The organism is Nocardia sp. JW2, assembly GCF_051843015.1.
Taxonomy (GTDB): domain Bacteria; phylum Actinomycetota; class Actinomycetes; order Mycobacteriales; family Mycobacteriaceae; genus Nocardia; species Nocardia coubleae.
On the sequence record NZ_JBPXLK010000001.1, the window covers coordinates 119,314 to 140,687 of the forward strand.

Consider the following 21,374-nt stretch of genomic DNA (forward strand, 5'->3'; position numbering starts at 1 on the left):
ACATTCGTCATATTGGTCATATCGATCGGGTATGACTCAGCCCGGCGCTACCGTGACCTCGTCGAACACCACCTCGCCCGCGGCGTCGGACTCCTCGAGATCCACGATCGCCGTCAGCGCCCACCCGTGGTCGCCCGCCGGGTCGTCGATCACCTGGCGCACGTGCCAGAAACCGGGCCGCTGCTCCACCCGGAACAGCTGCGGGCCGCGTGCGTCGGGGCCCGTGCCGATGGACTCGTACTCCTCGAAATAGGGTGCGAACTCCTCGGCCCAGTCGGGGCCCGTCCCGAGCTGATCCAGCTCGTACCAGCGCTGCCGCGAGGCCAGTTCCACCCGGCGGAACATGGCGTTGCGCACTATGACCCGGAAGGCGCGTTCGTTGGCCGAGATCGGGCGCACCTGTTCGGCCCCGAAGGCCACCTGATCGGTGTCGATCTCGGCGCCGGGGTTGGTGAGCTGTTCCCATTCGTCGAGCAGGCTCGAATCGACCTGGCGGATCAGCTCGCCTAACCATTCGGTGAGGTCGTCGAGTTCCTCGGTGCGCGCCGCGTCGGGCACGGTGCGGCGCAGCGCGCGATAGGCGTCGGCCAGGTAGCGCAGCACCACACCTTCGGAGCGCGTCAGCTCGTAGAAGGAGATCAGTTCGGCGAAGGTCATCGCACGCTCGATCATGTCGCGCACCACCGACTTCGGTGACGGCGCGAACTCCGACACCCACGGGTGCCCGGCCCGGTAGGTCTCGAACGCGGGCTCGATCAGCTCCGCGAGCGGCTTGGGCCACGTCACTTCCTCGAGCAGCTCCATGCGCTCCTCGTATTCGATGCCCTCGGCCTTCATCTCGGCCACGGCGGCGCCGCGCGCCTTGTGCTGCTGGGCCATCAGCAGCTGGCGCGGATCCTCGAGCGTCGCCTCGATCAGGGACACGACATCGAGTGTGTAGGTGGGGCTTTCACGGTCGAGGAGCTCGAACGCGGCGAGGGCGAACGGCGACAGCGGCTGATCGAGCGCGAAATCGCGTTGCAGGTCGACGGTGAGCCGGGCCATCCGGCCCTTGGCGTCGGGCTCGGAGAGCTGTTGCACCACACCGGCATCGCGCAGCGAACGGTAGAGGCGGATGGCGCGCAGGATGTGTTTGCGCTGGGCCGGGCGCGGCTCGTGATTGTCCTCGAGCAGATGCCGCATGGCGTAGAAGCAGTTGCCCGGCCGGGCGATGACATTGAGCAGCATCGAGTTGGTGACCGCGAAACGCGACACCATCGGTTCGGGTTGCGCGGCGACCAACCGGTCGAAGGTCTCCTCGCTCCAGGACACGAACCCCTCGGGGGGCTTGCGGCGCTGCACCTTTCGCTGCTTCTTCGGGTCGTCGCCCGCCTTGGCGATCAGGCGGGCGTTCTCCACCTCGTGCTCGGGGGCCTGCACGACGACGGTGCCCATGGTGTCGAATCCGGCGCGTCCGGCGCGTCCGGCGATCTGATGGAACTCGCGGGCCTTGAGCCTGCGGGTGCGCACACCGTCGTATTTGGTCAGTCCGGTCAGCAGCACGGTGCGGATCGGCACGTTGATCCCGACGCCGAGGGTGTCGGTGCCGCACACCACCTTCAGCAGGCCCTCCTGGGCGAGTTTCTCCACCAGCCTGCGGTATTTGGGCAGCATGCCCGCGTGGTGCACGCCGATACCGTGGCGGATCAGCCGCGAGAGGGTCTTGCCGAAACCGGAGGCGAACCGGAAGTCGCCGATCGCGGCGGCGATGGCGTCCTTCTCCGCGCGGGAGGCGAAGTTCACGCTGGTCAGCGCCTGGGCGCGTTCCAGGGCGGCGGCCTGGGTGAAGTGGACGACGTACACCGGGGCCTGGTGGGTGGTGACCAGTTCCTCGAGGGTTTCGGTGATGGGGGTGCGCACGTAGGAGAACGTCAGCGGCACCGGGCGTTCGGTGCCCGCCACCACGGCGGTTGGCCTGCCGGTGCGCTGCTCGAGGTCGGTGGCGAAGAAATCCACCTCACCCAACGTGGCCGACATCAAGAGGAATTGGGCGCGGGGCAGTTCGATGATCGGCACCTGCCAGGCCCAGCCACGGTCCGGATCGGCGTAGAAATGGAACTCGTCCATCACTACCTGACCCACCTCGGCGTCGGCGCCCTCGCGCAGCGCCAGATTCGCCAGGATCTCGGCGGTGGCGCAGATGATCGGCGCGTCGGCGTTCACGGCCGCGTCACCGGTGACCATGCCGACGTTCTCGGCGCCGAACACCTCGCACAGCGCGAAGAACTTCTCGCTCACCAGCGCCTTGATGGGTGCGGTGTAGTAGCTGCGCCGGCCGTTGGCCATGGCGAACAGGTGCGCGCCGACCGCGACCAGGGACTTACCGGAGCCGGTCGGGGTCGCCAGAATGACATTGGACCCCGACGCCAGCTCCATCAGCGCCTCGTCTTGCGCCGGATACAGGGTGGTGCCCTGCTCGGCGGCCCACAGCGCGAACGACTCGTAGAGCGCGTCGGCGTCGGTACCGGGAATTTCGAGCAGGTCGGTCAGATCCACTCCGACCACCCTAGTGGTCGGGTGCGGTGCGACCGTGCGTCAGTCCCGTCCGGTGTCGTCGTAGCCGCCCTGCTCGGCCAGGAAACGCTCGAACTCCGCGCCGAGCTCCTCGCCGCTCGGCAGCTCGCCGTCGCCGGCCAGCAGGCTGGACTGGCGTTCCTGGGCCGTGACGAAGCTGTCGTACTGGCGTTCCAGCGCCGCGACGACCGTCTCGACTTCTTCGTTGCCCGCGATGTGCTCGGCGACCTGTTCGCGCACCCGCGCGGCCGCCTCGCCGAGTGCGGCGAGCGGCAGCTCGAGACCGGTGTTGTCGGCGACGCTCTCGAGCAGGGTCTGGGCGGCCTCGGGGTAGTCGGTCTGGGCCAGGTAGTGCGGCACGTGCACGGAGAACCCGAGCGATTCGTGGCCGTGCTGGGCCATCCGGAACTCGAGCAGCGACGACGCGCTGCCGGGCACCTGCAGCTCACCCGGCCAGCGCTGATGCTCTCCGAGCAGCGACCGGTCCGAGGAATGCGCGGTGACACCGAGCGGGCGGGTGTGCGGGATCGCCATCGGGATCGCCGACAGGCCGATCGTGCGGCGCACACCGAGCTGTTCGGCCAGCAGCCGCACGGCGGTGGTGAACTTCTCCCAGCGCAGATCCGGTTCGAGACCGGCCAGCAGCAGGAACGGGGTACCCGCAGTGTCGCGCAACGCCCACAGGTTCAGTTCGGGCTCGGCGTAATCGGCGAAATGATCGGTCTTGAACGTCATCAGGGGACGGCGCGACCGGTAGTCGAGCAGCTCGTCCACGTCGAACGACGCGACCAGTTCCGATTCCAGGCTCTCGCGCAGGTGCGTCGTTGCCAGGCGCACCGCGTGGCCGGCGTCGGTGAAACCTTCCAGCCCGTGCACCAGCACGGGACCGGCGCCGTCGTCCGCGGACAACTGCGGTGCCGGAAACTCCAGTTCGTACATATGCGACTGGTCATCCATCGCGTTTCTCCTTCCTGCGCGGTCCACCAACGCTCGCGGCGGGGGAGGCTCGTCCATTGTCCCCCATGCGAGCACGACCCACGCACACGGCCGGAGGACGGCTCGTCCTGCTTCCAACAGCCGCACGCGCCCCGGCATTCCCTCCGGCGTGGCGCGCGGCGACCGCTCGGTCCGGTGGGGCACAGTGAAAGGTGTGAACGTGGCGCGCACCTCGCTCAGCAGGGCCGTTCCGACGACGGCTGGTCGTCGGCGAGTCATGGCCTGTGCCGTGCTGATGGCGGGGGCGCTGACCGGGTGTGCCGAGGCGGTGAGCGGCATCCCGGTCGCCGAGAGCGCCACCTCGATGCACCATGTCGAGGCCGCTCCCGCCGATCTGCTGCCCGGCCCACACGAGTTCCCGTCCGCCTATCCGGCGGTCGTGCTCACGCCGCAGGCCGCCTCGGCCGCGGCGGGGGATCTGGACGGCGTCGGGATGGGTGCGACCGTGAGCCCGGTCGAATGCACGCCGCCGGAGTCCGAGCCCGGTACGGAGCCGCCCGCGGTGGCGGTGGGGACCGACGAGGCGAGCCGGGCCAGTCTCACCGTCGAACTGTCGCGGACCACCGAACTGCTCGCGCGGGTGCGTGACCGGTTGCGGGCCTGCGAACAGATCCGGGTGAGCCGGGCGGGAGCGGGGTCGACCGTCACCACCGAGGTCTCCGCGCACGTACCGGCCGGCGCCGACGAGGCGATGACCTTGCGGCGCAGCGTGATTCCGGATGTCGGTGGGGCCGGGCTGACACAGACCATGTACACCTCGGTCGGGCGCGTCGGCGACATCCGGATCACCGTGACCTCGATGACCTTCGGCGCGGGCGAACCGGACAAAGCCGCTGTCGACGAGCTGTTCGCCACGGCCGTGCACTCCGTACGCACGCGCTGATCGGCCGTTACCACGCGGCACCGACATTCCCGGTGCGCCCGAACCCGCGCCCGCGGTGGTTGTGCACAGGTTCTCCGCTGTGCACAGGGCGGCGATAAGCCCTGGTCGCGCCGACGGTGCCGGGACGGCGGGCGAGGACGCTCGAACCATGACATCTTCGACCAACCCGACCCGGCGGGCCAAGCGCACCGGCCCTTTTCCCCGGGCGCTCACCTGTGCCGAGACAGGCCCCGGTTACCGGGATCTGCCTACCCCCGCCGTCCACGTCGACGAGCCCGGCGATCTCATCGCCGCGCTCCCGGCGATGCTCGGTTTCGTACCCGAACGCTCCCTCGTCGTCGCCGTCCTGCATCCGCACCCCACGGCCGCCGCCGCGATCGACGCGGTGGTGCGCTTCGACCTCGACGCCGTCACCGATCCCGACCACTACGAGCATTTCCTCGGGTGCCTCGGGTCGATCTGCGTGCGTGAACAGGCGAGCGGGGTGTTCGCCGTCTTCGTCGACGACCGGCAGCGATCTTTCTCGGCCACCGCCGCGCGCGGCCACGCGCTGCTCGCCGCGATCGGGGCGCAGGGGATCGAGGTGCGTGGGGCCTGGGCGGTGCGGGCCGTCGCCGCGGGCGCGCGATACCGCAGTCTGCTCGGGGCCGGCGGCGGGTTGGTCGCCGACCCGGACTCCTCGATGGTCTCGCTGTCACATGTGCTCGACGGCAGGCAGATACGGCGCTCCCGCGGCGAACTCACGGCGCTGGTCGAACCCGACGAACAGTTGTGCGCGCGGGTTCGGCGCAAGCTCGGACCGGCCGTCGCCCGCTACCGTGGCGGGCTCGCGACGGCCGAACGGGTGGGGGAGGGCGCGGTGTTTCAGCGTCGCGCGCTGGAGTGGGTGCTGTGGCAGATCGCCGACGCCGCCTCGGGACTGCCACGCGCCGATCGCGAATTCGCCAGGCTGGCCGCCACTTTGCGTGATCGGGCGGTACGGGACGCGCTCTACGGGCTGGCTGTCACCGACCACGCCGAAGCGGCGGAAGGGTTGTGGGCACAGCTGGCCAGGGCCACCCCGGCGGGCGACCGCGCCGAGGCCGCCGCACTGCTCGGCTTCAGTGCCTACGTGCGCGGCGACGGGCCGTTCGCGGGCATCGCGCTGGCCGCCGCCGTGGATGCCGACGGTGACCATCCGATGGCGGTACTGCTGGAAACGTCGCTGCAGTCGGGTCTTCGGCCCGAACGGTTGCGCACTCTGGCCGACTGCGGGCGCCAGATCGCCGCCGATCTCGGGGTCGACCTGGGGCCGGTGCGGCCGTGAGCGGGCCGCACCGGTCGACCGGGTCAGCGGGCGCTGTGCGCCTTGTCGCCGAGCGAACGCAGGAATTCCCAGGCGTCGGTGACGATCTCGTCGATGTCGTTGTGCTCGGGCGTCCAGCCCAGTTCGGCGATCGCCTTCTCGCTCGAGGCGATCAGGACGGCCGGGTCGCCCGCGCGGCGGGGCGCGTCGATGGCCTCGATGGGCAGACCGGTCACCCGCTCGCACGCCGAGATCACCTCGCGCACCGAGAAACCGGTGCCGGAACCGAGGTTGAGAACGCGGTGACTGCCCGGCTGCGAGGACGACAGGGCGAGCAGATGCGCCTGGGCCAGATCACGGATGTGGATGTAGTCGCGCACACAAGTGCCGTCGGGGGTGGGCCAATCGGTGCCGTACACCGAGATCGCCTTGCGGTGACCGAGCGCCACCTGCAGCACGAGGGGGATCAGATGGGTTTCCACCACACGGTTTTCGCCGAGCCCGGCGTAGGCGCCCGCCACATTGAAGTAGCGCAGGCTCGTCGCGGCCAGCCCGTAGGCCACCGCGTAGGAGGTGATGGCGTGGTCGATCGCCAGTTTGCTCGCGCCGTAGGGGTTGGTCGGGCGGGTGGGCGAGTCCTCGGTGATCGGCACCTGTTCGGGCTCGCCGTAGACCGCCGCCGTCGAGGAGAACACCAGGCGCCCGGTGCCGGTCTCGCGCATCGCGTCGAGCAGGGTCAGCGTCTTTGCCACGTTGCCGTGCCAGTACTTGGCCGGCTGCTCCACCGACTCGCCGACCAGCGACTGGGCGGCGAAATGCAGGACACCGTCGAAGGATTCGGCGCGCAGCAGGGCCGGGGCGGCCTCGGCGATATCGCCTTCGACGAATCGCGCGCCCGCCGGGACACCGTCGGCGTTACCGGTCGACAGGTCGTCGACGACGACCACCTCGTTGCCCTGCTCGAGCAACACCGCGGCGCACACGCCGCCCACATAGCCGGCGCCGCCGGTGACCAGAAGTTTCACGAATCAGACCAGCCTCACCTGGACGGCGTGCGCCATCTCCTCGGACAATTCGAAACCGTGGTGCCCCGGCACCGTGATCAGCACCGCACCCGGCTTGGTCTCCACGGTGACGCGCGCGTCGGGAACGACACCGGCCTCCCGCAACCGGCCGATGACCTCGGGGTCGGTCTGGATGTGCTCGGCCAGCCTGCGCACGACCACCGCGTGCAGCGCGCCGTTGGGCAGGTCCGAGAGGCGGATGAGCTTCTCCTCCACCGGCGGCGGGTCGGCGAGGCCGAGTTCGTCGAGGCCGGGGATGGGGTTGCCGTAGGGCGAGGTGGTCGGGTGGTTGAGCACCTCGATCAGGCGCCGCTCCACCTCCTCGCTCATCACGTGCTCCCAGCGACACGCCTCGGCGTGCACGTTCTGCCAGTCCAGCCCGATGATGTCGACCAGCAACCGCTCGGCGAGCCGGTGCTTGCGCATCACCGCGACCGCCATCGAGCGCCCCTTGTCGGTCAGCTCGAGATGGCGGTCACCCGCGACGAGCAGCAGGCCGTCGCGTTCCATCCGCGCGACAGTCTGGCTCACCGTCGGACCACTCTGCTCGAGCCGCTCGGCGATTCGTGCCCGCAAGGGCACCACGCCCTCTTCCTCGAGGTCGTAGATGGTACGGAGGTACATCTCCGTGGTGTCGACCAGATCTTTCACCTGATAACCCCTTCGTCGGCACGATTCTACCCACGGGCGAACGCCGGTCCGTGCGCTGGACCGGCGGCCCTATTTCTACTGCATGTCAACGTCTCACGGGGCCCGCTGCTTCCGGCTAGCGTGGCGAGCATGGTCACTGTGCCACCGAGCCGAGCGCCGGGAACCCTCGTTTGGACCGAGCGATTCCTCGGCTACACCTGGAGCCCCGAACATCCGATGAAACCGGCGCGCCTGCGGTTCACCATGTCGCTGGCCGAAAGTCTCGGCCTGCTCGACGGTATCGAACCACTCGCGCCTGCCGAGGCTACCCAGGGCGAGCTGATGCGGGTGCACAGCAATGCCTATATCCAGGCGGTCCGCCGAGCCGGTGCGGGACCCGCCACCCCGGAGGACACCCTCTACGGCCTGGGCACCGCCGACAATCCGGTCTTCCCGCACATGCACGAGGCGGCTTCGGTGATCGTCGGCGGCACGCTGGCCGCGGCGCGGGAGATCGCGGCCGGGCGTACCCGGCGCGCGGTGAGCATCGGCGGCGGCATGCACCACGCCATGCCGGATTCGGCGGCGGGGTTCTGCATCTACAACGACGCCGCGATCGCGATCTCCTGGTTGCTGGACAACGGATTCGACCGGATCGCGTATGTGGATGTCGATGTCCATCACGGCGACGGTGTGCAGCGCGCCTTCTACGCCGATCCACGGGTGCTCACGGTGTCGCTGCACCAGCATCCGGCCACGCTGTGGCCCAATACGGGGTGGCCGGAGGAGACCGGGCTCGGCAGCGCCGAGGGCACCTCGATCAACCTGCCGTTGCTGCCCGGCACCCGGGACGCGCAGTGGCTGCGCGGTTTTCACGCGGTGGTGCCCGGTGCGATCGCCGCGTTCCGGCCGCAGATCATCGTGAGCCAGTGCGGGGTGGACACCCACCGCGAGGACCCGCTCGCCGATCTGGAACTGACCGTCGACGGTCAGCGCGCGGCCTTCCTCGCCATGCGCGAGCTGGCCGACCGCCACGCCGAGGGCAGATGGCTCGCGCTCGGTGGCGGTGGCTACGGGGTGGTGCGGGTGGTGCCACGGGCGTGGACGCACCTGCTCGCGGCCGCGCTGGATCGCCCCTTGGCGCCGGACACCCCGATTCCCGAGAGCTGGCGCGAGCAGGTACGCGCGTCGGCGCCGCGGATCACCCCGCCGACGACGATGAGCGACGGTGGCGACCCGACCTACCGCCCGTGGGACGGGCCGGGCGGCACCCCCGAGATCGGTGACGCCGACGAGGTCCGAGCCCAGCGCGCGGTCGACACCGCCATCTCGGCCACCCGACGGGCCAGTTTCTCGCTGCTCGGTCTCGACCCGGAGGATCCCCGTGACTGAACCACTGCTGCCCGATACCCCCGATACGCCCGCGAACCCGCCCGAGCCGCCGCCGCAGCTGTTCGGTGATGTGCTGGCGGCCGACGGCGGGGTGGTGCGGATCCGCCCGATCGTGCCCGCCGATGCCGACGCGCTCGCGGATTTCCACGCCCGGCTCTCGGATCGCACCCGCTACCTGCGCTATTTCGGTCCCTATCCGAGAATCTCGCCGAAGGACATGTACCGCACCACCCATGTCGACTATCACGATCGAGTGGGGCTGGTCGCGGTGCTCGGTACCGCGATCATCGCGGTGGCCCGCTACGAACTGCTCGACCGGCCGGGGCCGCGCGCGGCCGAGGTGGCGTTCGTCGTCGCCGACGAACACCAGGGGCGCGGACTCGGGTCGATCCTGCTCGAGCACCTCGCGGGTGCCGCCGCCGAGAACGAGGTGGAGACCTTCACCGCCGAGGTGCTGGCCGAGAACGAGGCCATGATCACGGTGTTCCGTGACGCCGGCTACCAGTTGCAGCGCAGCCGCGACGGCTCCGAGGTGCACCTGGAGTTCGCGATCGACCCCACCGAGGCCCTGCGCACCGTCCGGGACGCCAGGGAGGCGGCGTCGGAGGCGCGCAGCGTGGGCAATCTGCTCGCACCCGGTTCGGTGGCGGTGATCGGCGCGTCGCCGGAGAGCACACGGGTCGGCGGTGCCGTACTGGCCAACCTGCTCGCCGGGGGATTCGCCGGCCCGGTGTTCCCGGTGAATCCGCACCGCCGGTCGGTCCGCGGGGTGCGCGCCTACGCCACCGTCCGCGAGATTCCCGACGAGGTCGACCTCGCCGTCGTCGCGGTGCCGCCCGCCGCGATCGGATCGGTGCTCGACGACTGCATGGCCAAGGGCGTCAAAGGCTTGATCGTGCTCACCGCCGGTTTCGGGGAGACCGGGCCCGCCGGGTTGGCCGCCGAACAGGACCTGGTCGCCGCCGCCCGGGGGCACGGGATGCGGGTGGTCGGACCGAGCGCGCTCGGCATCGCCAATACCGACCCGGCCGTAGGGCTCAATGCCACCCTCGCCCCGGTCCTGCCGCAGCGTGGGCGGATCGGGTTCTTCTGCCAGTCCGGCCCGCTCGGCGCCGCCATTCTCGCCGAGGCCGCCACCCGCAATCTCGGGGTGTCGACGTTCGTGTCGGCGGGCAACCGCGCCGATGTGTCGGGCAACGACCTGCTGCAGTACTGGGACACCGCCGCCGATACCGAGGTGATCCTGCTCTACCTGGAGAGTTTCGGTAATCCGCGCAAGTTCTCCCGGCTCGCGCGGCGGGTGGCGCGCGGCAAACCGATCGTGGCCGTGAGCAGCGGCAGACTGGCCGCCGGCGCCGATATGGATCGCACAGTGGTGCGTGACCTGTTCGCCCAGGCCGGGATCATTCAGGTGGACTCCATCTCCGAACTGTTCGACTGCGCCGCACTGCTGGCGTGTCAGCCGTTGCCGCGCGGACCACGGGTCGCGGTGGTCGGCAACAGCGCTGCCCTGAACTGGCTGGCCATCGACGCGGCCACCAGCGAGGGCCTGCGTATCCACCGCCCGCCCACAGCCGTCGACCGCGGCCCCGGAGCCCGGCCGACCGAACGCGGACTGGGCGGTCCAGATGGCGACGTCGGAGGTGTTGCGGCTGACGGGCCGGTGGATCTCGGGCCCGAGGCAACTCCTGCCGACTACCGGGAGGCCGTCCTGGCGGCTCTGCGCAGTGAGGAAGTCGATGCGGTGATCGTGGTTGTCGCGCCGCCGGTGCCGGTGCATATGGGTGGGTTCGCGGATGCGTTGCGTGCGGCTGCGGCCGCCGCACCCGACCGGGACAAACCGGTGCTCACCACCTTCGTGGCGGAATCCGGAATTCCCGATCTGCTCGCCGTGCGGTCGACCGGAGGTGCGCCCGGACGCGGGTCCATCCCGTCGTATCCCGATCCGGAACGTGCCGCCCGTGCGCTGGCCAGGGTCGATCGCTACGCGCGCTGGCGGGATCGGCCCGTCTCACCGGTGGTTCGTCCTCCCTGCATCGACACCGCCGCGGCGACGGCGCTGGTGGAGCAATGGTCGGCCGGGTCGTCGGGACGGTGGCTCACCGATGACGAGGCGGTGCGGTTGCTCGAGTGCTACGGCATCGACATCGTCGACTTCCGGGCGGTGCGTGACGCGGAGCAGGCGGTGGCCGCAGCCGAGGAACTGGGCTACCCGGTCGCCGCGAAGGCCACCGGTGAGCTGTGGCGGCGCAGGCCAGATCTGATCGGGGTGCGTTTGGATCTGTGGGGGCCCGATGCGGTCCGTCAGGCGTACACCGATCTCGTCGCGATCTGCGGCGATCCCCTGCTGCACGTGCAGAAGATGGCCACCAAGGGCGTCGGATGCGTGCTGAGCGTCACCGACGACCCGTCGTTCGGCTCGGTCATCGAGTTCGGCCTGTCCGGCATGATCATGGACCTGCTCGGCGACCGCGCCTACCGCGCGCTACCGCTGACCGCCGACGAGGCCGCCGCCCTGATCGACGCACCTCGCGCCGCACCACTGCTCTCGCCCGGCCCGGCGGGACCGGGTGTCGACAAGGCGGCGCTCATCGAACTGGCCCAACGCATTTCGGCCCTCTTCGACGACATTCCCCAGATGCGCGAACTGTCCTGCGACCCCGTCCTGGCTTCCCCCGGCTCGGCCGAGATCATCTACGCCCGCGCCCGCATCGGCCCCCAACCCACCCGCTTCGACACCGGCCCCCGACGCCTGGCATGAACGACCACACGCCCGCGTCGGCGCACCTGGCGCCCGCTCAGTGGCCGTACATGCCACAGGCGGGGCGGTGGTGAACGGACAACGCCGACCGGTTCGCGACCCCGGAGGGGGATGGAGTCACGGACACCGGTCGGCGTTTCGGAAGACGACCCCTGAGGGCCGTCAGGTCTGGGTCAGCGCACGCAGGTCACCGTCGGCACGATGGCGGCGGATCAGCACGGCGCTGACAGGGGATCAGCTCGCGTAGGCACGCAGGCGGTCGGCGCGCTCACCCTTGCGCAGCTTCGACATGACCTCGCGCTCGATCTGACGCACCCGCTCGCGGGACAGGCCGAACAGCTTGCCGATCTGGTCGAGGGTACGGGGTTGCCCGTCGTCGAGGCCGAAGCGCAGGCGGATCACCTGCTGTTCGCGTTCGTCGAGGGTGGCCAGGACGCTACGGACGTCGTGGTGGAGCAGGCCCGCGATCACGGCGCTCTCGGCCGAGGTGGCCTCGGAGTCCTCGATGAAGTCGCCGAGGGGCGCTTCCTCGTCGTTACCGACGGGCATGTCGAGGCTCACCGGGTCGCGGCTGTGGTCGAGCAGGTCGGCGATCTTCTCCACCGGGATGCCTGACTCGTTGGCCAGTTCGGCATCGGTGGCCTCGCGACCGAGCTGCTGATGCAGTTCACGCTTGATCCTGGCGAGCTTGTTCACCTGTTCGACCAGGTGCACGGGCAGCCGGATGGTGCGGCTCTGATCGGCCATACCCCTGGTGATGGCCTGGCGGATCCACCAGGTGGCGTAGGTGGAGAACTTGAAGCCCTTGGCGTAGTCGAACTTCTCCATCGCGCGGATGAGGCCGAGGTTGCCCTCCTGGATGAGATCGAGCAACGGCATGCCGCGGCCGGTGTATCGCTTGGCCAGCGAAACCACCAGACGCAGGTTGGCCTCGAGCAGGTGCGAGCGGGCGGCTTGCCCCTCGCGGACCAGAACGGCCAGGTCACGCTTGCGGGCCGCCGATAACCGCTTGCCGGTCTCGAGCAGGTGCTGGGCATACAGGCCCGCCTCGATACGCTTGGCCAGCTCGACCTCGTCGGCCGCCGTGAGCAGCGCCGTGCGGCCGATCCCGTTCAGGTACACGCGTACCAGGTCGGCGGCGGGGCTCTGGGCGTCGATATCGGACTCGCTGGGGCGCACTCGAGTAGTGGCGGGGCTTGTCATGACTTGCCTCCTGTCGGTGGTGTCTCACTCCGATCAACGGACCCGACTTAGAGAAAGTTCCCGATCCCGTGCGTGATAAACCGCTCTGAGCTGCGGATTTATCGGTGCACGGCTGAGAAGTTCCTGAGAAGGACGCCGTCGTGGAACGCGTGCCCCGTCCGGCCCGGTCTACACCGGCCGAATCAACCCGTGGCGGACGAGGCCGGCGACCACGCCCAGGGCCTGGGCCGCGAACTCGGGGGCCACCTGCTCGGCTCCGTCGGCGAGCGCGAGCAGTTCGATCAGTTCGTACAACGGCAGACCGTCAGCCCGCATTCCCGCGACGAGCGCGACGGTCGTCTCGTCGACCTCGTGCTGCCAGCGCGGACCGTCGCCGCGGTGCAACCGCGCCACCTGCTCGGCCCAGCCGTCCTCACCCGGCAGGTACACCCGTTCCAGGGCAGTGGCCGGGCTCGGCGCGAAACGTGAACGCCACGCGAGGTTTTCGTCGGCGGCCACCGCTCGCAACCAGGCCGAACGGGCGAAATAGTCGCCCACTTCGGCCCCGAGCGGGTCGTCGAAGCCGTGGGTGAGGTCCTCGGCAAGCAGTTCGGTCGGCCCGTCGATGGCCCGCAGGTAGACGAAGCCGAAGCCGATACCCGCCACGTCGGCGGCCTCGAAGGCATCGAGCCAGTGTGCCGCGCGTTCCTGCGCTTCCGCGTCGCGCGGGTCCAGGCCCGCGTCGCGCAACCAGGTGCCCACATACAGTCCGGGATCGGCGACATCGCGCTGCACCACCCACGCGTCGACGCCGTGTTCCGGCAGCCACGACGACACCCGCTGCCGCCAGTCCTGCCCCTCGACATGCACCCAGGCGGCGAGCATGGCCGCGGTACCGCCGGGTGCGAGCAGTCCGGCGGCCTGCCCGATCACCAGTTCGCTCGCCCCGTCGAGTGCGAGCCCGGAGTCCCGGTAGGTGTGTTCGATGCGGGCGGGCCCCACGACGAAGGGCGGATTGGCGACGATCTGATCGAACCGCCTGCCCGCCACCGGCTCGAACCACGACCCTTCGAGCAGCTCGATCTCGAGTTCGTTGAGCGCGGCGGTGGCCTGTGCCAGCCAGAGCGCGCGCGGATTCACATCGGTTGCGGTGATCTTGTCCGCGTAGGCGGCCGCGTGCACGGCCTGCACACCGCAGCCGGTGCCCAGGTCGAGCAGGGTGCCCACCGGTTCTGTCGGGGTGGCCCGCAGCAGCGAGAGCGAGGCGTGGCCGACCCCGAGAACGTGCTCCTCGGTGAGGGTTCGCCTGCGCATCGAGTCGTCGAGATCGGACAGGATCCAGCGGTTCCCGTGGCCGGCGTCGAGCGGGCGCAGGTCGAGTGCGGCACTCACCTCGTCGCCGTCTCTGGTGAGCAGCCCGGCGGCCACGGCGTCGTCGACGCGCACCGGCGCCAGCGCCGCGGCCACGTCGGTTTCGGGCAGTGCGTCGCCGAGCAGCAGCAACCGGATCAGTGTGCCGAGCTCACCGGCGTCGCGTGCGGCACGACGCACCGGCACCGGCTCCGAACGACCGAGTGCCGCATGCACATCCGGGCCGAGCGCGTCGACCAGCCCGTCGGCGGTGTAGTCCACCCTGGTCAGCGCCGCGCGCAGATCCGGGCACAGTGCGGTGAGCAGGGAACCGGTGGTGGTGGGGTTCGTAGGCACCCGACCACTCTGCCAGTCTCGGCGAACCGCGCCTCGGCCAGCTCAGGACGGCTTGCGGGAGGTCACGCAGTAGGGGGTGCCACTGGGATCGGCGAGGACGATCCAGAACTCCTCGTCCACGAGACGGGTGGCGCCGAGGGATTCGTGCCAGGTGGCGACGGCGGACATGTCGGTGGCCGCGAAATCGATGTGGGCGCCGGGGTGTCGAGGCTCGTCGAGGCGTTGCAGCAGGAACTGCAGTGGTTGTGCGGGATCGCGCAGGCGTTCGAACTCGGGGCGCCGGGTCGATTCGGGGGACCACCCGGTGAGCGCCTGCCAGAACGAGGTGTCGGAGTCGAGGTCGGTCGGTGCGAGGTCGAGGCAGATCTGGTCGAGTGCCGCGATATTTCCATCGGGCGCCGTGACCCGTGCCATCGCACCGGTAGCGGGGGACGGACCCGCGAGAGTGAAGCAGAAGGTCTGTCCCGCAGGTGATTCCATCACTGTGTAGTCGGGATCGACCAGGACGACCTGGGCCCCGAGTGCCGTCGCCTCGGCTACCGCGGCGGGGATGTCGTCGACATCCAGGTCGAGGTGTGTCCCGCCTGCGCCGCCCACCCGCTGCATCTTCAGCCACGCGGGTCCGGTCGACGGCAGCAGCGTGACGAACTCACCGTGCGCTCCACGCGGCGGCGACACCGTCGACCCGGTCGCCTCTGCCCAGAACCGTACGCACTCGTCGAAAGCGGCTGCGGGCCGGTCGATGAACGCCCAGGTCCAACGAATCATAGTGTCTCCCTGGTAGATCGGAGGTTCGAGACACCGCCACGAAAGCGAGGCCCGACCGTCGCGAACCCGGCAGAGGCCGTGCGGCACGGGCATCGGCGGCTCCTCTCGCACGGTATGCCGCGCAGGCCGCGCTGTCGACCGAAATGCTGCGCCCGGAGCGTGGCTCCGGTGGCCGCTACCCGGCCGGCCGATCGAATTGGCCGGATATCGACGAAACGTGTCACTCCGGCCACTCGTTCGAAACGGCAATATCCTTCATGATCACCAGGGTGACCGACCTGCGCCCACTCACACCGCCCGCCGGTGAAGTCCCGATCGAACCCGAACCAGCGGTAGTCGGCCGGCTCGTCGACGAACCCCGTCGCACCCTGCACCCCGCCTGGATCGTCGCGGGCGTCGGCTTCGTCGCGCTCCTCGGCGCGGCGGCGTTCCGGTCGGTCCCCAGCGTCCTGATCGAACCGTTGCACGACGAGTTCGGGTGGTCGCACGCGACGATCTCGGCCGCCGTCTCCCTGAACATGCTGCTCTACGGCCTGATCTCGCCGTTCGCCGCGGCGCTGATGGACCGGTTCGGTATCCGCCGGGTGGTGTGCGCGGCGCTGGTGCTGATCGCCGCGGGTGCCGGGCTCACAGTGTTCATGACCCAGTCCTGGCAGCTCCTGATGACGTGGGGTCTGCTGGTCGGTATCGGCGTCGGTTCGATGTCGATGCCGTTCGTCGCCACCATCACCGGCCGCTGGTTCGTCCGCAGCCGGGGCTTGGTGACGGGCATCCTGACGGCGGCGGGCGCGACGGGGCAACTGGTGTTCCTGCCGCTGGTCTCGATGCTCGCCCACGATCACGGGTGGCGCCTGCCGTCGGTGATCGTCGCGGCCGTTGCCCTGGCGGTGGTGCCGCTGGTGTGGTTGTTCGTGCGCGACTATCCCAGCGATGCGGGCGTGCGCGCCTACGGTGCCGAACCGGGTTCGGACGTCGGTGTGCGGCAGCCGGTCGCCGGGGGAGCGGGCCGGGCGCTGCGGGTGCTCGCCACAGCCGCCCGCAGGCCCGGATTCTGGTTGCTCGCAGGCGGTTTCGCGGTGTGCGGCGCGTCGACGAACGGACTGGTCGGCACCCATTTCGTCACCGCTGCGCACGACCACGGCATGCCACCGACCACGGCGGCCGGGTTGCTGGCACTGGTCGGAGTCTTCGATGTGGTGGGCACCATCGCCTCGGGGTGGCTGTCGGACCGGGTGGACCCGCGCTATCTGCTGCTCGGCTACTACTCGCTGCGCGGACTGTCGCTGTTGATCCTGCCGTCGCTGCTCGGCCCGCACACCCAGCCGAGCATGTGGGTGTTCATCATCTTCTACGGCCTGGACTGGATCGCGACGGTCCCGCCGACGGTGCTGCTGTGCCGGGAACTATTCGGTGCCGACGGACCGATCGCGTTCGGCTGGGTGTTCGCCGCCCACCAGGTCGGTGCGGCGATCGCGGCCACCGGCGCGGGCTTCATCCGCGACCTCAACGGTTCCTACGACCTGGCCTGGTACCTGGCGGGCGGGTTGTGCGGCGCGGCGGCGCTGATGTCGATCCTGATCAGGCGGCCGCGGCGTTCACTCGAGGGCTTTGCGTGAGCGCGCCTCGAGGGCGATCTCCTCGCGGCGGCCGTCCCAGCGGCTCGGTTCGTCCTTGGTGCGCGGCGGCCGGTCGTTGGCGATCAGTACCGCGATCCACGGCAGCGGCACCGACGCGGCGATGATGAGGATGGAGATGAGCGGGTTCTCGAACACGCTGTAGGCGATGGCCGCGAGGATCAGGCACGGGATCCGGAAACCCATGATGATCATGTAGCGGCGTACCCGGGCGCGGTGCTGCTCGTCGAGCGAGGTCGCGGCCTCGGTGATGAGCACCGGATGCTCACCGGAGTCGCGGAAGAACCCCCGCGAGGCACCTTTGCCCGGCAGGTGCACTTCGGGTTCCGGGGTCGGATCGCCGGCGCCGGGGGACTCGCCGTTGGACTGCATGCTCCCGAGTCTTCCACTTGCCGTCGCCAGGCGCACACGCGGCTGGTCAGCGAGCCACCGCCCGGATGCGGCATCATGGAAGGCATGAGTACGGACACTCTGGTACGCCCGGAAACCACGACCGACGAGACAACCGGTGACGACGTCCCCAAGTTCTTCCACTACGTGAAGAAGGACCGGATCGCCGAGAGTGCCGTGATGGGCACCATGGTCGTCGCGCTGTGCGGTGAGGTGTTCCCGGTGACCCGGTCGCCCAAGCCCGGCTCACCGGTCTGCCCGGACTGCAAGAAGGTCTACGAGCGCTTGCGCAAGGGCGGCGACTGAGCCGGTTCCGCCGTCGGTGACGACGCCGGCGCCTCCGTCGAGGCGTCGGCGCTTTCGTCGTGTTCGCTGTCGGTTTCGTCGTCACCCAGCACCTGACTGGTGATCCATTCCTTCACCTGCTCGATGCGGGTGGCGCGTGCGGGCCAGAACTCCTGTACCGCCGCGTTGAACTCGGCGCCGAGGATCACCGCGAAGCCGAGGAAATAGGTGAACAGCAGGAATGCGATCGGGGTGGCCAGCGCGCCGTAACTCACCCCGGTCTCGGTGATCCAGGACAGGTAGCGGCGCAGCAGGTCGCTGGCGGCCATGAAGAACACCCCCGCGACCAGTGCCCCGGCGAACAACCGGTGCCACGGCAGCGATTTGTGCAGCGCGAGTTTGTAGAGCGTGGTGAGTCCGACGATGAGCAGCAACCCGACGATCGGGTAGTAGAACGTGTCGATCACCCGCAGCCCCGGTTCGCGCCAGGCATCGGGCAGCACCCGCCCGATGCGGGTGGGCCCCAGCGCGATAATCGGCAGCAACAACACCGCCGCCACCAGGAACTGCACGTACAGCAGCAACGCGAAGATGCGTTGCCACACCGGGTGGCGGGCGTCCTGCTGACCGTGCGCCTCGACGATCGCGTCGACGAAGGTCGCCATGGCCGAGGACCCGGCCCACAGCGACAGCACGAAACCGAACGACACCACCGCGCCACGGCCACGGCCGAGCACATCGTCGACGGTGGGTTCGATCAGGTCCGACACCACCGACGGGCTGAAGAAGTCCCGGCTGAACGCGATGATCTTGGCTTCCACGATCTGCACGGTGTCGGGGCCGAACAGCCCACCCACGTAGCCGAGGCTGCCGAGCAGGCCGAGCAGCAGCGGTGCCAGCGACAGCGTCTGCCAGAACGCCGCCGCCGCCGACTTGGCGAAAATCGAGTTGTCCCAGCACTTGTGCGCGACCCGCACGATCAGCCGCCACGCCGTCCGCGACCACGACAGCCACCGCGCGTGTTCGCGCGGATGTTGCCCGGCGGGCACGGGTACGGCCACCGCACCGCCGGGCCCAGGGGTGGGCGGCGGATACGCGGCGTCGGTCGCGTGGGCCTCGTTGTTGCTCATGTCGTTGTCCAGCATCCCGCACCGATGTCGACCATGGGGTGCGGGACGAGCATCGTGTCGGTGGGTAACAGGTAAATGGCCGGTGACCTCGGCCGGGATGTGACGCCCGTCGCGCACGCCGCGTCGGTGTTGGCGACACGCCGTATCGGGCGGCTAGGGTCGTCTGCGTGACTGGGTCGGGTGGCGTCGCTGCGGCGAGAGAAGCGGGTACACCGGGCGATTCGACGGCGGGTGGTGCGTCGGGCGGTTCCCTGCGCGCCTGGCAGCGCCGCGCCCTGACGAAATACCTGGCCACCAAGCCACGCGACTTCCTCGCGGTCGCCACGCCCGGCGCCGGTAAGACCACCTTCGCGCTGCGGGTTGCCGCCGAGTTGCTGGCGGATCGGACGGTGGATCAGATCACCGTCGTCGCGCCGACCGAGCACCTCAAGCACCAGTGGGCCGCCTCCGCGGCGCGTTCGGGTATCCAGCTCGACTCCCGCTTCTCCAACTCCACCGGCGGCACCTCCGGCGACTACCACGGTGTGGTCGTCACCTACGCCCAGGTCGCCGCGCATCCCACCCGGCACCGGGTGCGCACCGAGAACCGCCGCACCCTGGTGATCCTCGACGAGATCCACCACGCGGGCGACGCGAAATCCTGGGGTGAGGCCACCGAGGAGGCCTTCGGCGACGCCACCCGCCGCCTGGCCCTGACCGGTACGCCGTTCCGCAGTGACGATTCCAAGATCCCGTTCGTCACCTACGAACCCGACGAGTCCGGTTTCCCGCGTTCGCGCGCCGACCACTCCTACGGGTACGCCGACGCCCTCGCCGACGGCGTCGTCCGGCCCGTGGTGTTCCTCGCCTACTCCGGCGACGCGCACTGGCGCGACAGCGCGGGCGAGGAACACACCGCCCGCCTCGGCGAACCCCTCAGCGCCGAACAGACCGCCCGCGCCTGGCGCACCGCGCTCGACCCCGCCGGCGACTGGATCTCGGCGGTGCTGCGCGCGGCCGACACCCGGCTGCGGCAGTTGCGGTCCTCCGGCATCCCGGATGCCGGTGGGCTGGTCATCGCCACCGATCAGGAACGCGCCCGCGACTACGCCGAACTGCTGGAACACATCTCGGGGGAGCGGCCCGCGCTGGTGCTCTCCGACGACCCGCAGTCCTCGCAGCGCATCGGCGAGTTCGCGAGCAGCACCCAGCCGTGGATGGTCGCGGTGCGCATGGTGTCCGAAGGTGTCGACGTGCCGCGCCTCGCGGTCGGCGTGTACGCCACCAGCGCGTCGACACCGCTGTACTTCGCCCAGGCCATCGGGCGTTTCGTGCGTGCCCGCAAGCCGGGGGAGACCGCGAGCGTTTTCCTGCCGTCGGTGCCGGTGCTGCTGGATCTGGCCGCGCAGCTCGAGTTGCAACGCGACCACGTGATCGGCAAACCGCACCGCGAGAAGAACGCCCTCGACGACGAACTGCTCACCGAGGCGAACAAGACCAAGGACGAGCCGGGCGAGGAGGAGAAATCCTTCGTCGCCCTGGCCGCCGATGCCGAACTCGATCAGGTGATCTACGACGGATCCTCCTTCGGTACCGCCACCTTCGCGGGCAGCGACGAGGAAGCCGACTACCTCGGCATCCCCGGTCTGCTCGACGCCGATCAGATGCGGGCGCTGCTGCGCGACCGACAGTCGCGTCAGCTGTCGGAGCGCAGCGCCGCCGTCGCCGCACCCCAGCCCGCCGCCGTGGCCGAACGGGTCGCGACCTCGGACAAGCTGGGCGAGCTGCGTCGCGAACTCAACAGCCTCGTCGCCATGCACCACCACCGCACCGGGAAACCACACGGCGTCATCCACGGCGAACTCCGCCGCGAATGCGGTGGTCCGCCAACCGCTTTGGCGACCGCCGATCAACTCACCGAACGAATCGCGGCGCTGCGCCGGCGATAGTCGTGCGGATGTGAGCGGGTAGTTGTCGCGGCTGGGTTCGCGCTCGGTTGAGCTAAGCGGTTCGGGCGGCCGCGAGAATCCCCAGCGCGGAGTCGGCGGCGGCGGTGAGTTCGGTGTGCCCCACGCCGTCTCGTGCCTGGACGGACAGCCCGTAGAGGACAGTGCTGAAGAAGGCGGCGAGCGCGGCGGTGTCGGTGCCCGGTTTCAGATCGCCCTCGATGACGCCGCGCTCCAGCCGTGCCTGGATGTCGGCCGTGGTGCGGCGGCGTGCCTCGGTGAGGAACTCGCGCACCGAGGCGTTGCGGGTGGTGTACGTGGCGCCCGCGAGGACCACCATGCAGCCCTGGGGCAGGCCGGGGTCGGTGTACATGGCGATGTTGTCGTGCAACATGGCCGCGATCGCGGCATAGGCGGTCGGTTGCTCGCTCAGCGCCCGGGCGGTGCGTGATCCTTCGGCGCGGCCGTAGAGCGCCACGGCTTCCCGGAACAGGGATTCCTTGTCGCCGAAGGCCGCGTAGAGGCTGGGTGAGTTGATGCCCATGGCGGTGGTGAGGTCGCTCATCGACGCGCCCTCGTAGCCGCGTTCCCAGAACACCTCCATCGCCCGCCGCAGGGCGACATCCCGGTCGAAGGCGCGGGGGCGACCACGTTCTGCCATGGGAAACCTTTCTGTGCCGATCGGTAAATATACCGCGATCGCCGTAGTCCAAGATTTCTGTATCGGTTGATAAGAAAAACCTTGACGTGAGCCGGTCGGATGCGCTTCTCTCTTTATGTATCGACCAC

Annotated in this window: 17 protein-coding genes; 7 read left to right on the plus strand and 10 right to left on the minus strand. The window is 69.7% G+C overall.

All coding sequences use genetic code 11. From position 1 onward, the window contains the following. Nucleotides 1-36 precede the first annotated feature (36 nt). Together ACSVDM_RS00550 and ACSVDM_RS00555 are read right to left on the minus strand one after the other, a co-directional pair. A complete protein-coding gene (locus ACSVDM_RS00550) occupies nt 37-2,535 on the minus strand; it encodes a DEAD/DEAH box helicase (protein WP_439261924.1) in 2,499 nt (832 codons plus the stop codon). A gap of 39 nt (nt 2,536-2,574) precedes the next feature. Next, on the minus strand, nt 2,575-3,510 hold the full coding sequence (locus ACSVDM_RS00555) for a PAC2 family protein (RefSeq protein ID WP_067492811.1): 936 nt from the start codon (nt 3,508-3,510) through the stop codon (nt 2,575-2,577). 199 nt (nt 3,511-3,709) lie between these two features. Here ACSVDM_RS00555 and ACSVDM_RS00560 point away from each other — a divergent pair, with 199 nt between their 5' ends. Together ACSVDM_RS00560 and ACSVDM_RS00565 are read left to right on the plus strand one after the other, a co-directional pair. Continuing rightward, entirely contained in the window at nt 3,710-4,432 is a 723-nt protein-coding gene (locus ACSVDM_RS00560; RefSeq protein WP_439261926.1) for a sensor domain-containing protein, read from the plus strand. Nucleotides 4,433-4,580: 148 nt separating this feature from the next. Then, nucleotides 4,581-5,738, plus strand: coding sequence for a DUF4192 domain-containing protein (locus tag ACSVDM_RS00565; RefSeq protein ID WP_439261928.1), 1,158 nt, complete (start codon nt 4,581-4,583; stop codon nt 5,736-5,738). A 23-nt stretch (nt 5,739-5,761) separates the two neighbouring features. On the opposite strand, the gene galE is transcribed toward ACSVDM_RS00565, so the two are convergent. Beyond that, nucleotides 5,762-6,742 carry a UDP-glucose 4-epimerase GalE gene (galE, locus tag ACSVDM_RS00570; protein ID WP_067492813.1) on the minus strand — a complete coding sequence of 327 codons (981 nt, stop codon included), beginning with the start codon at nt 6,740-6,742 and terminating at the stop codon, nt 5,762-5,764. Nucleotides 6,743-6,745: 3 nt separating this feature from the next. After that, nucleotides 6,746-7,432: a metal-dependent transcriptional regulator gene (locus ACSVDM_RS00575; RefSeq protein WP_067636271.1), complete on the minus strand. Its 687-nt coding sequence runs from the start codon at nt 7,430-7,432 to the stop codon at nt 6,746-6,748. A gap of 129 nt (nt 7,433-7,561) precedes the next feature. On the opposite strand from ACSVDM_RS00575, the gene ACSVDM_RS00580 reads away from it, so the two are divergent. Further along, nucleotides 7,562-8,803 (plus strand): acetoin utilization protein AcuC, encoded by a 1,242-nt coding sequence (locus tag ACSVDM_RS00580; RefSeq protein ID WP_067492817.1) that lies wholly within the window; start codon nt 7,562-7,564, stop codon nt 8,801-8,803. Then, nucleotides 8,796-11,564 (plus strand): bifunctional acetate--CoA ligase family protein/GNAT family N-acetyltransferase, encoded by a 2,769-nt coding sequence (locus ACSVDM_RS00585; RefSeq protein ID WP_439261931.1) that lies wholly within the window; start codon nt 8,796-8,798, stop codon nt 11,562-11,564. The genes ACSVDM_RS00580 and ACSVDM_RS00585 overlap by 8 nt, the downstream gene beginning before the upstream one ends. 234 nt (nt 11,565-11,798) lie before the next feature. Here the strand turns inward: ACSVDM_RS00585 and ACSVDM_RS00590 are convergent, their stop codons facing one another. The 3 genes from ACSVDM_RS00590 to ACSVDM_RS00600 form a co-directional block, all read right to left on the minus strand. Further along, entirely contained in the window at nt 11,799-12,767 is a 969-nt protein-coding gene (locus ACSVDM_RS00590; RefSeq protein ID WP_067492821.1) for a sigma-70 family RNA polymerase sigma factor, read from the minus strand. Nucleotides 12,768-12,935: 168 nt separating this feature from the next. After that, nucleotides 12,936-14,453, minus strand: coding sequence for a DUF7782 domain-containing protein (locus ACSVDM_RS00595; protein ID WP_439261934.1), 1,518 nt, complete (start codon nt 14,451-14,453; stop codon nt 12,936-12,938). A 42-nt stretch (nt 14,454-14,495) separates the two neighbouring features. After that, on the minus strand, nt 14,496-15,221 hold the full coding sequence (locus ACSVDM_RS00600; RefSeq protein ID WP_439261936.1) for a VOC family protein: 726 nt from the start codon (nt 15,219-15,221) through the stop codon (nt 14,496-14,498). 257 nt (nt 15,222-15,478) lie between these two features. Here ACSVDM_RS00600 and ACSVDM_RS00605 point away from each other — a divergent pair, with 257 nt between their 5' ends. Continuing rightward, complete coding sequence (locus tag ACSVDM_RS00605; RefSeq protein WP_439261938.1) at nt 15,479-16,837, plus strand: MFS transporter; 1,359 nt, start codon at nt 15,479-15,481, stop codon at nt 16,835-16,837. Here the strand turns inward: ACSVDM_RS00605 and ACSVDM_RS00610 are convergent. Further along, nucleotides 16,817-17,227: a DUF3099 domain-containing protein gene (locus ACSVDM_RS00610; RefSeq protein WP_084456468.1), complete on the minus strand. Its 411-nt coding sequence runs from the start codon at nt 17,225-17,227 to the stop codon at nt 16,817-16,819. The genes ACSVDM_RS00605 and ACSVDM_RS00610 overlap by 21 nt on opposite strands. An 84-nt stretch (nt 17,228-17,311) precedes the next feature. Here ACSVDM_RS00610 and ACSVDM_RS00615 point away from each other — a divergent pair, with 84 nt between their 5' ends. Continuing rightward, on the plus strand, nt 17,312-17,551 hold the full coding sequence (locus ACSVDM_RS00615) for a DUF3039 domain-containing protein (protein ID WP_067493022.1): 240 nt from the start codon (nt 17,312-17,314) through the stop codon (nt 17,549-17,551). Here the strand turns inward: ACSVDM_RS00615 and ACSVDM_RS00620 are convergent. Beyond that, the gene (locus ACSVDM_RS00620; protein ID WP_439261941.1) at nt 17,521-18,660 is read right to left on the minus strand and encodes a YihY/virulence factor BrkB family protein; all 1,140 of its coding nucleotides are present in this window, start codon (nt 18,658-18,660) and stop codon (nt 17,521-17,523) included. The genes ACSVDM_RS00615 and ACSVDM_RS00620 overlap by 31 nt on opposite strands. 251 nt (nt 18,661-18,911) lie before the next feature. Here ACSVDM_RS00620 and ACSVDM_RS00625 point away from each other — a divergent pair, with 251 nt between their 5' ends. After that, entirely contained in the window at nt 18,912-20,588 is a 1,677-nt protein-coding gene (locus tag ACSVDM_RS00625; RefSeq protein ID WP_067493026.1) for a DEAD/DEAH box helicase, read from the plus strand. A 52-nt stretch (nt 20,589-20,640) separates the two neighbouring features. Here ACSVDM_RS00625 and ACSVDM_RS00630 read toward each other — a convergent pair whose 3' ends face one another. Beyond that, a complete protein-coding gene (locus ACSVDM_RS00630) occupies nt 20,641-21,246 on the minus strand; it encodes a TetR/AcrR family transcriptional regulator (RefSeq protein WP_439261943.1) in 606 nt (201 codons plus the stop codon). Nucleotides 21,247-21,374: the final 128 nt, after the last annotated feature.

Coding starts and splice junctions, on each gene's coding strand:
- ACSVDM_RS00555 (WP_067492811.1), bottom strand. CDS start 3,510: ATGGATGACCAGTCGCATATGTACGAACTGGAGTTTCCGGCACCGCAG.
- ACSVDM_RS00565 (WP_439261928.1), top strand. CDS start 4,581: ATGACATCTTCGACCAACCCGACCCGGCGGGCCAAGCGCACCGGCCCT.
- ACSVDM_RS00580 (WP_067492817.1), top strand. CDS start 7,562: ATGGTCACTGTGCCACCGAGCCGAGCGCCGGGAACCCTCGTTTGGACC.
- ACSVDM_RS00590 (WP_067492821.1), bottom strand. CDS start 12,767: ATGACAAGCCCCGCCACTACTCGAGTGCGCCCCAGCGAGTCCGATATC.
- ACSVDM_RS00600 (WP_439261936.1), bottom strand. CDS start 15,221: ATGATTCGTTGGACCTGGGCGTTCATCGACCGGCCCGCAGCCGCTTTC.
- ACSVDM_RS00605 (WP_439261938.1), top strand. CDS start 15,479: ATGATCACCAGGGTGACCGACCTGCGCCCACTCACACCGCCCGCCGGT.
- ACSVDM_RS00610 (WP_084456468.1), bottom strand. CDS start 17,227: ATGCAGTCCAACGGCGAGTCCCCCGGCGCCGGCGATCCGACCCCGGAA.
- ACSVDM_RS00615 (WP_067493022.1), top strand. CDS start 17,312: ATGAGTACGGACACTCTGGTACGCCCGGAAACCACGACCGACGAGACA.
- ACSVDM_RS00620 (WP_439261941.1), bottom strand. CDS start 18,660: ATGAGCAACAACGAGGCCCACGCGACCGACGCCGCGTATCCGCCGCCC.
- ACSVDM_RS00630 (WP_439261943.1), bottom strand. CDS start 21,246: ATGGCAGAACGTGGTCGCCCCCGCGCCTTCGACCGGGATGTCGCCCTG.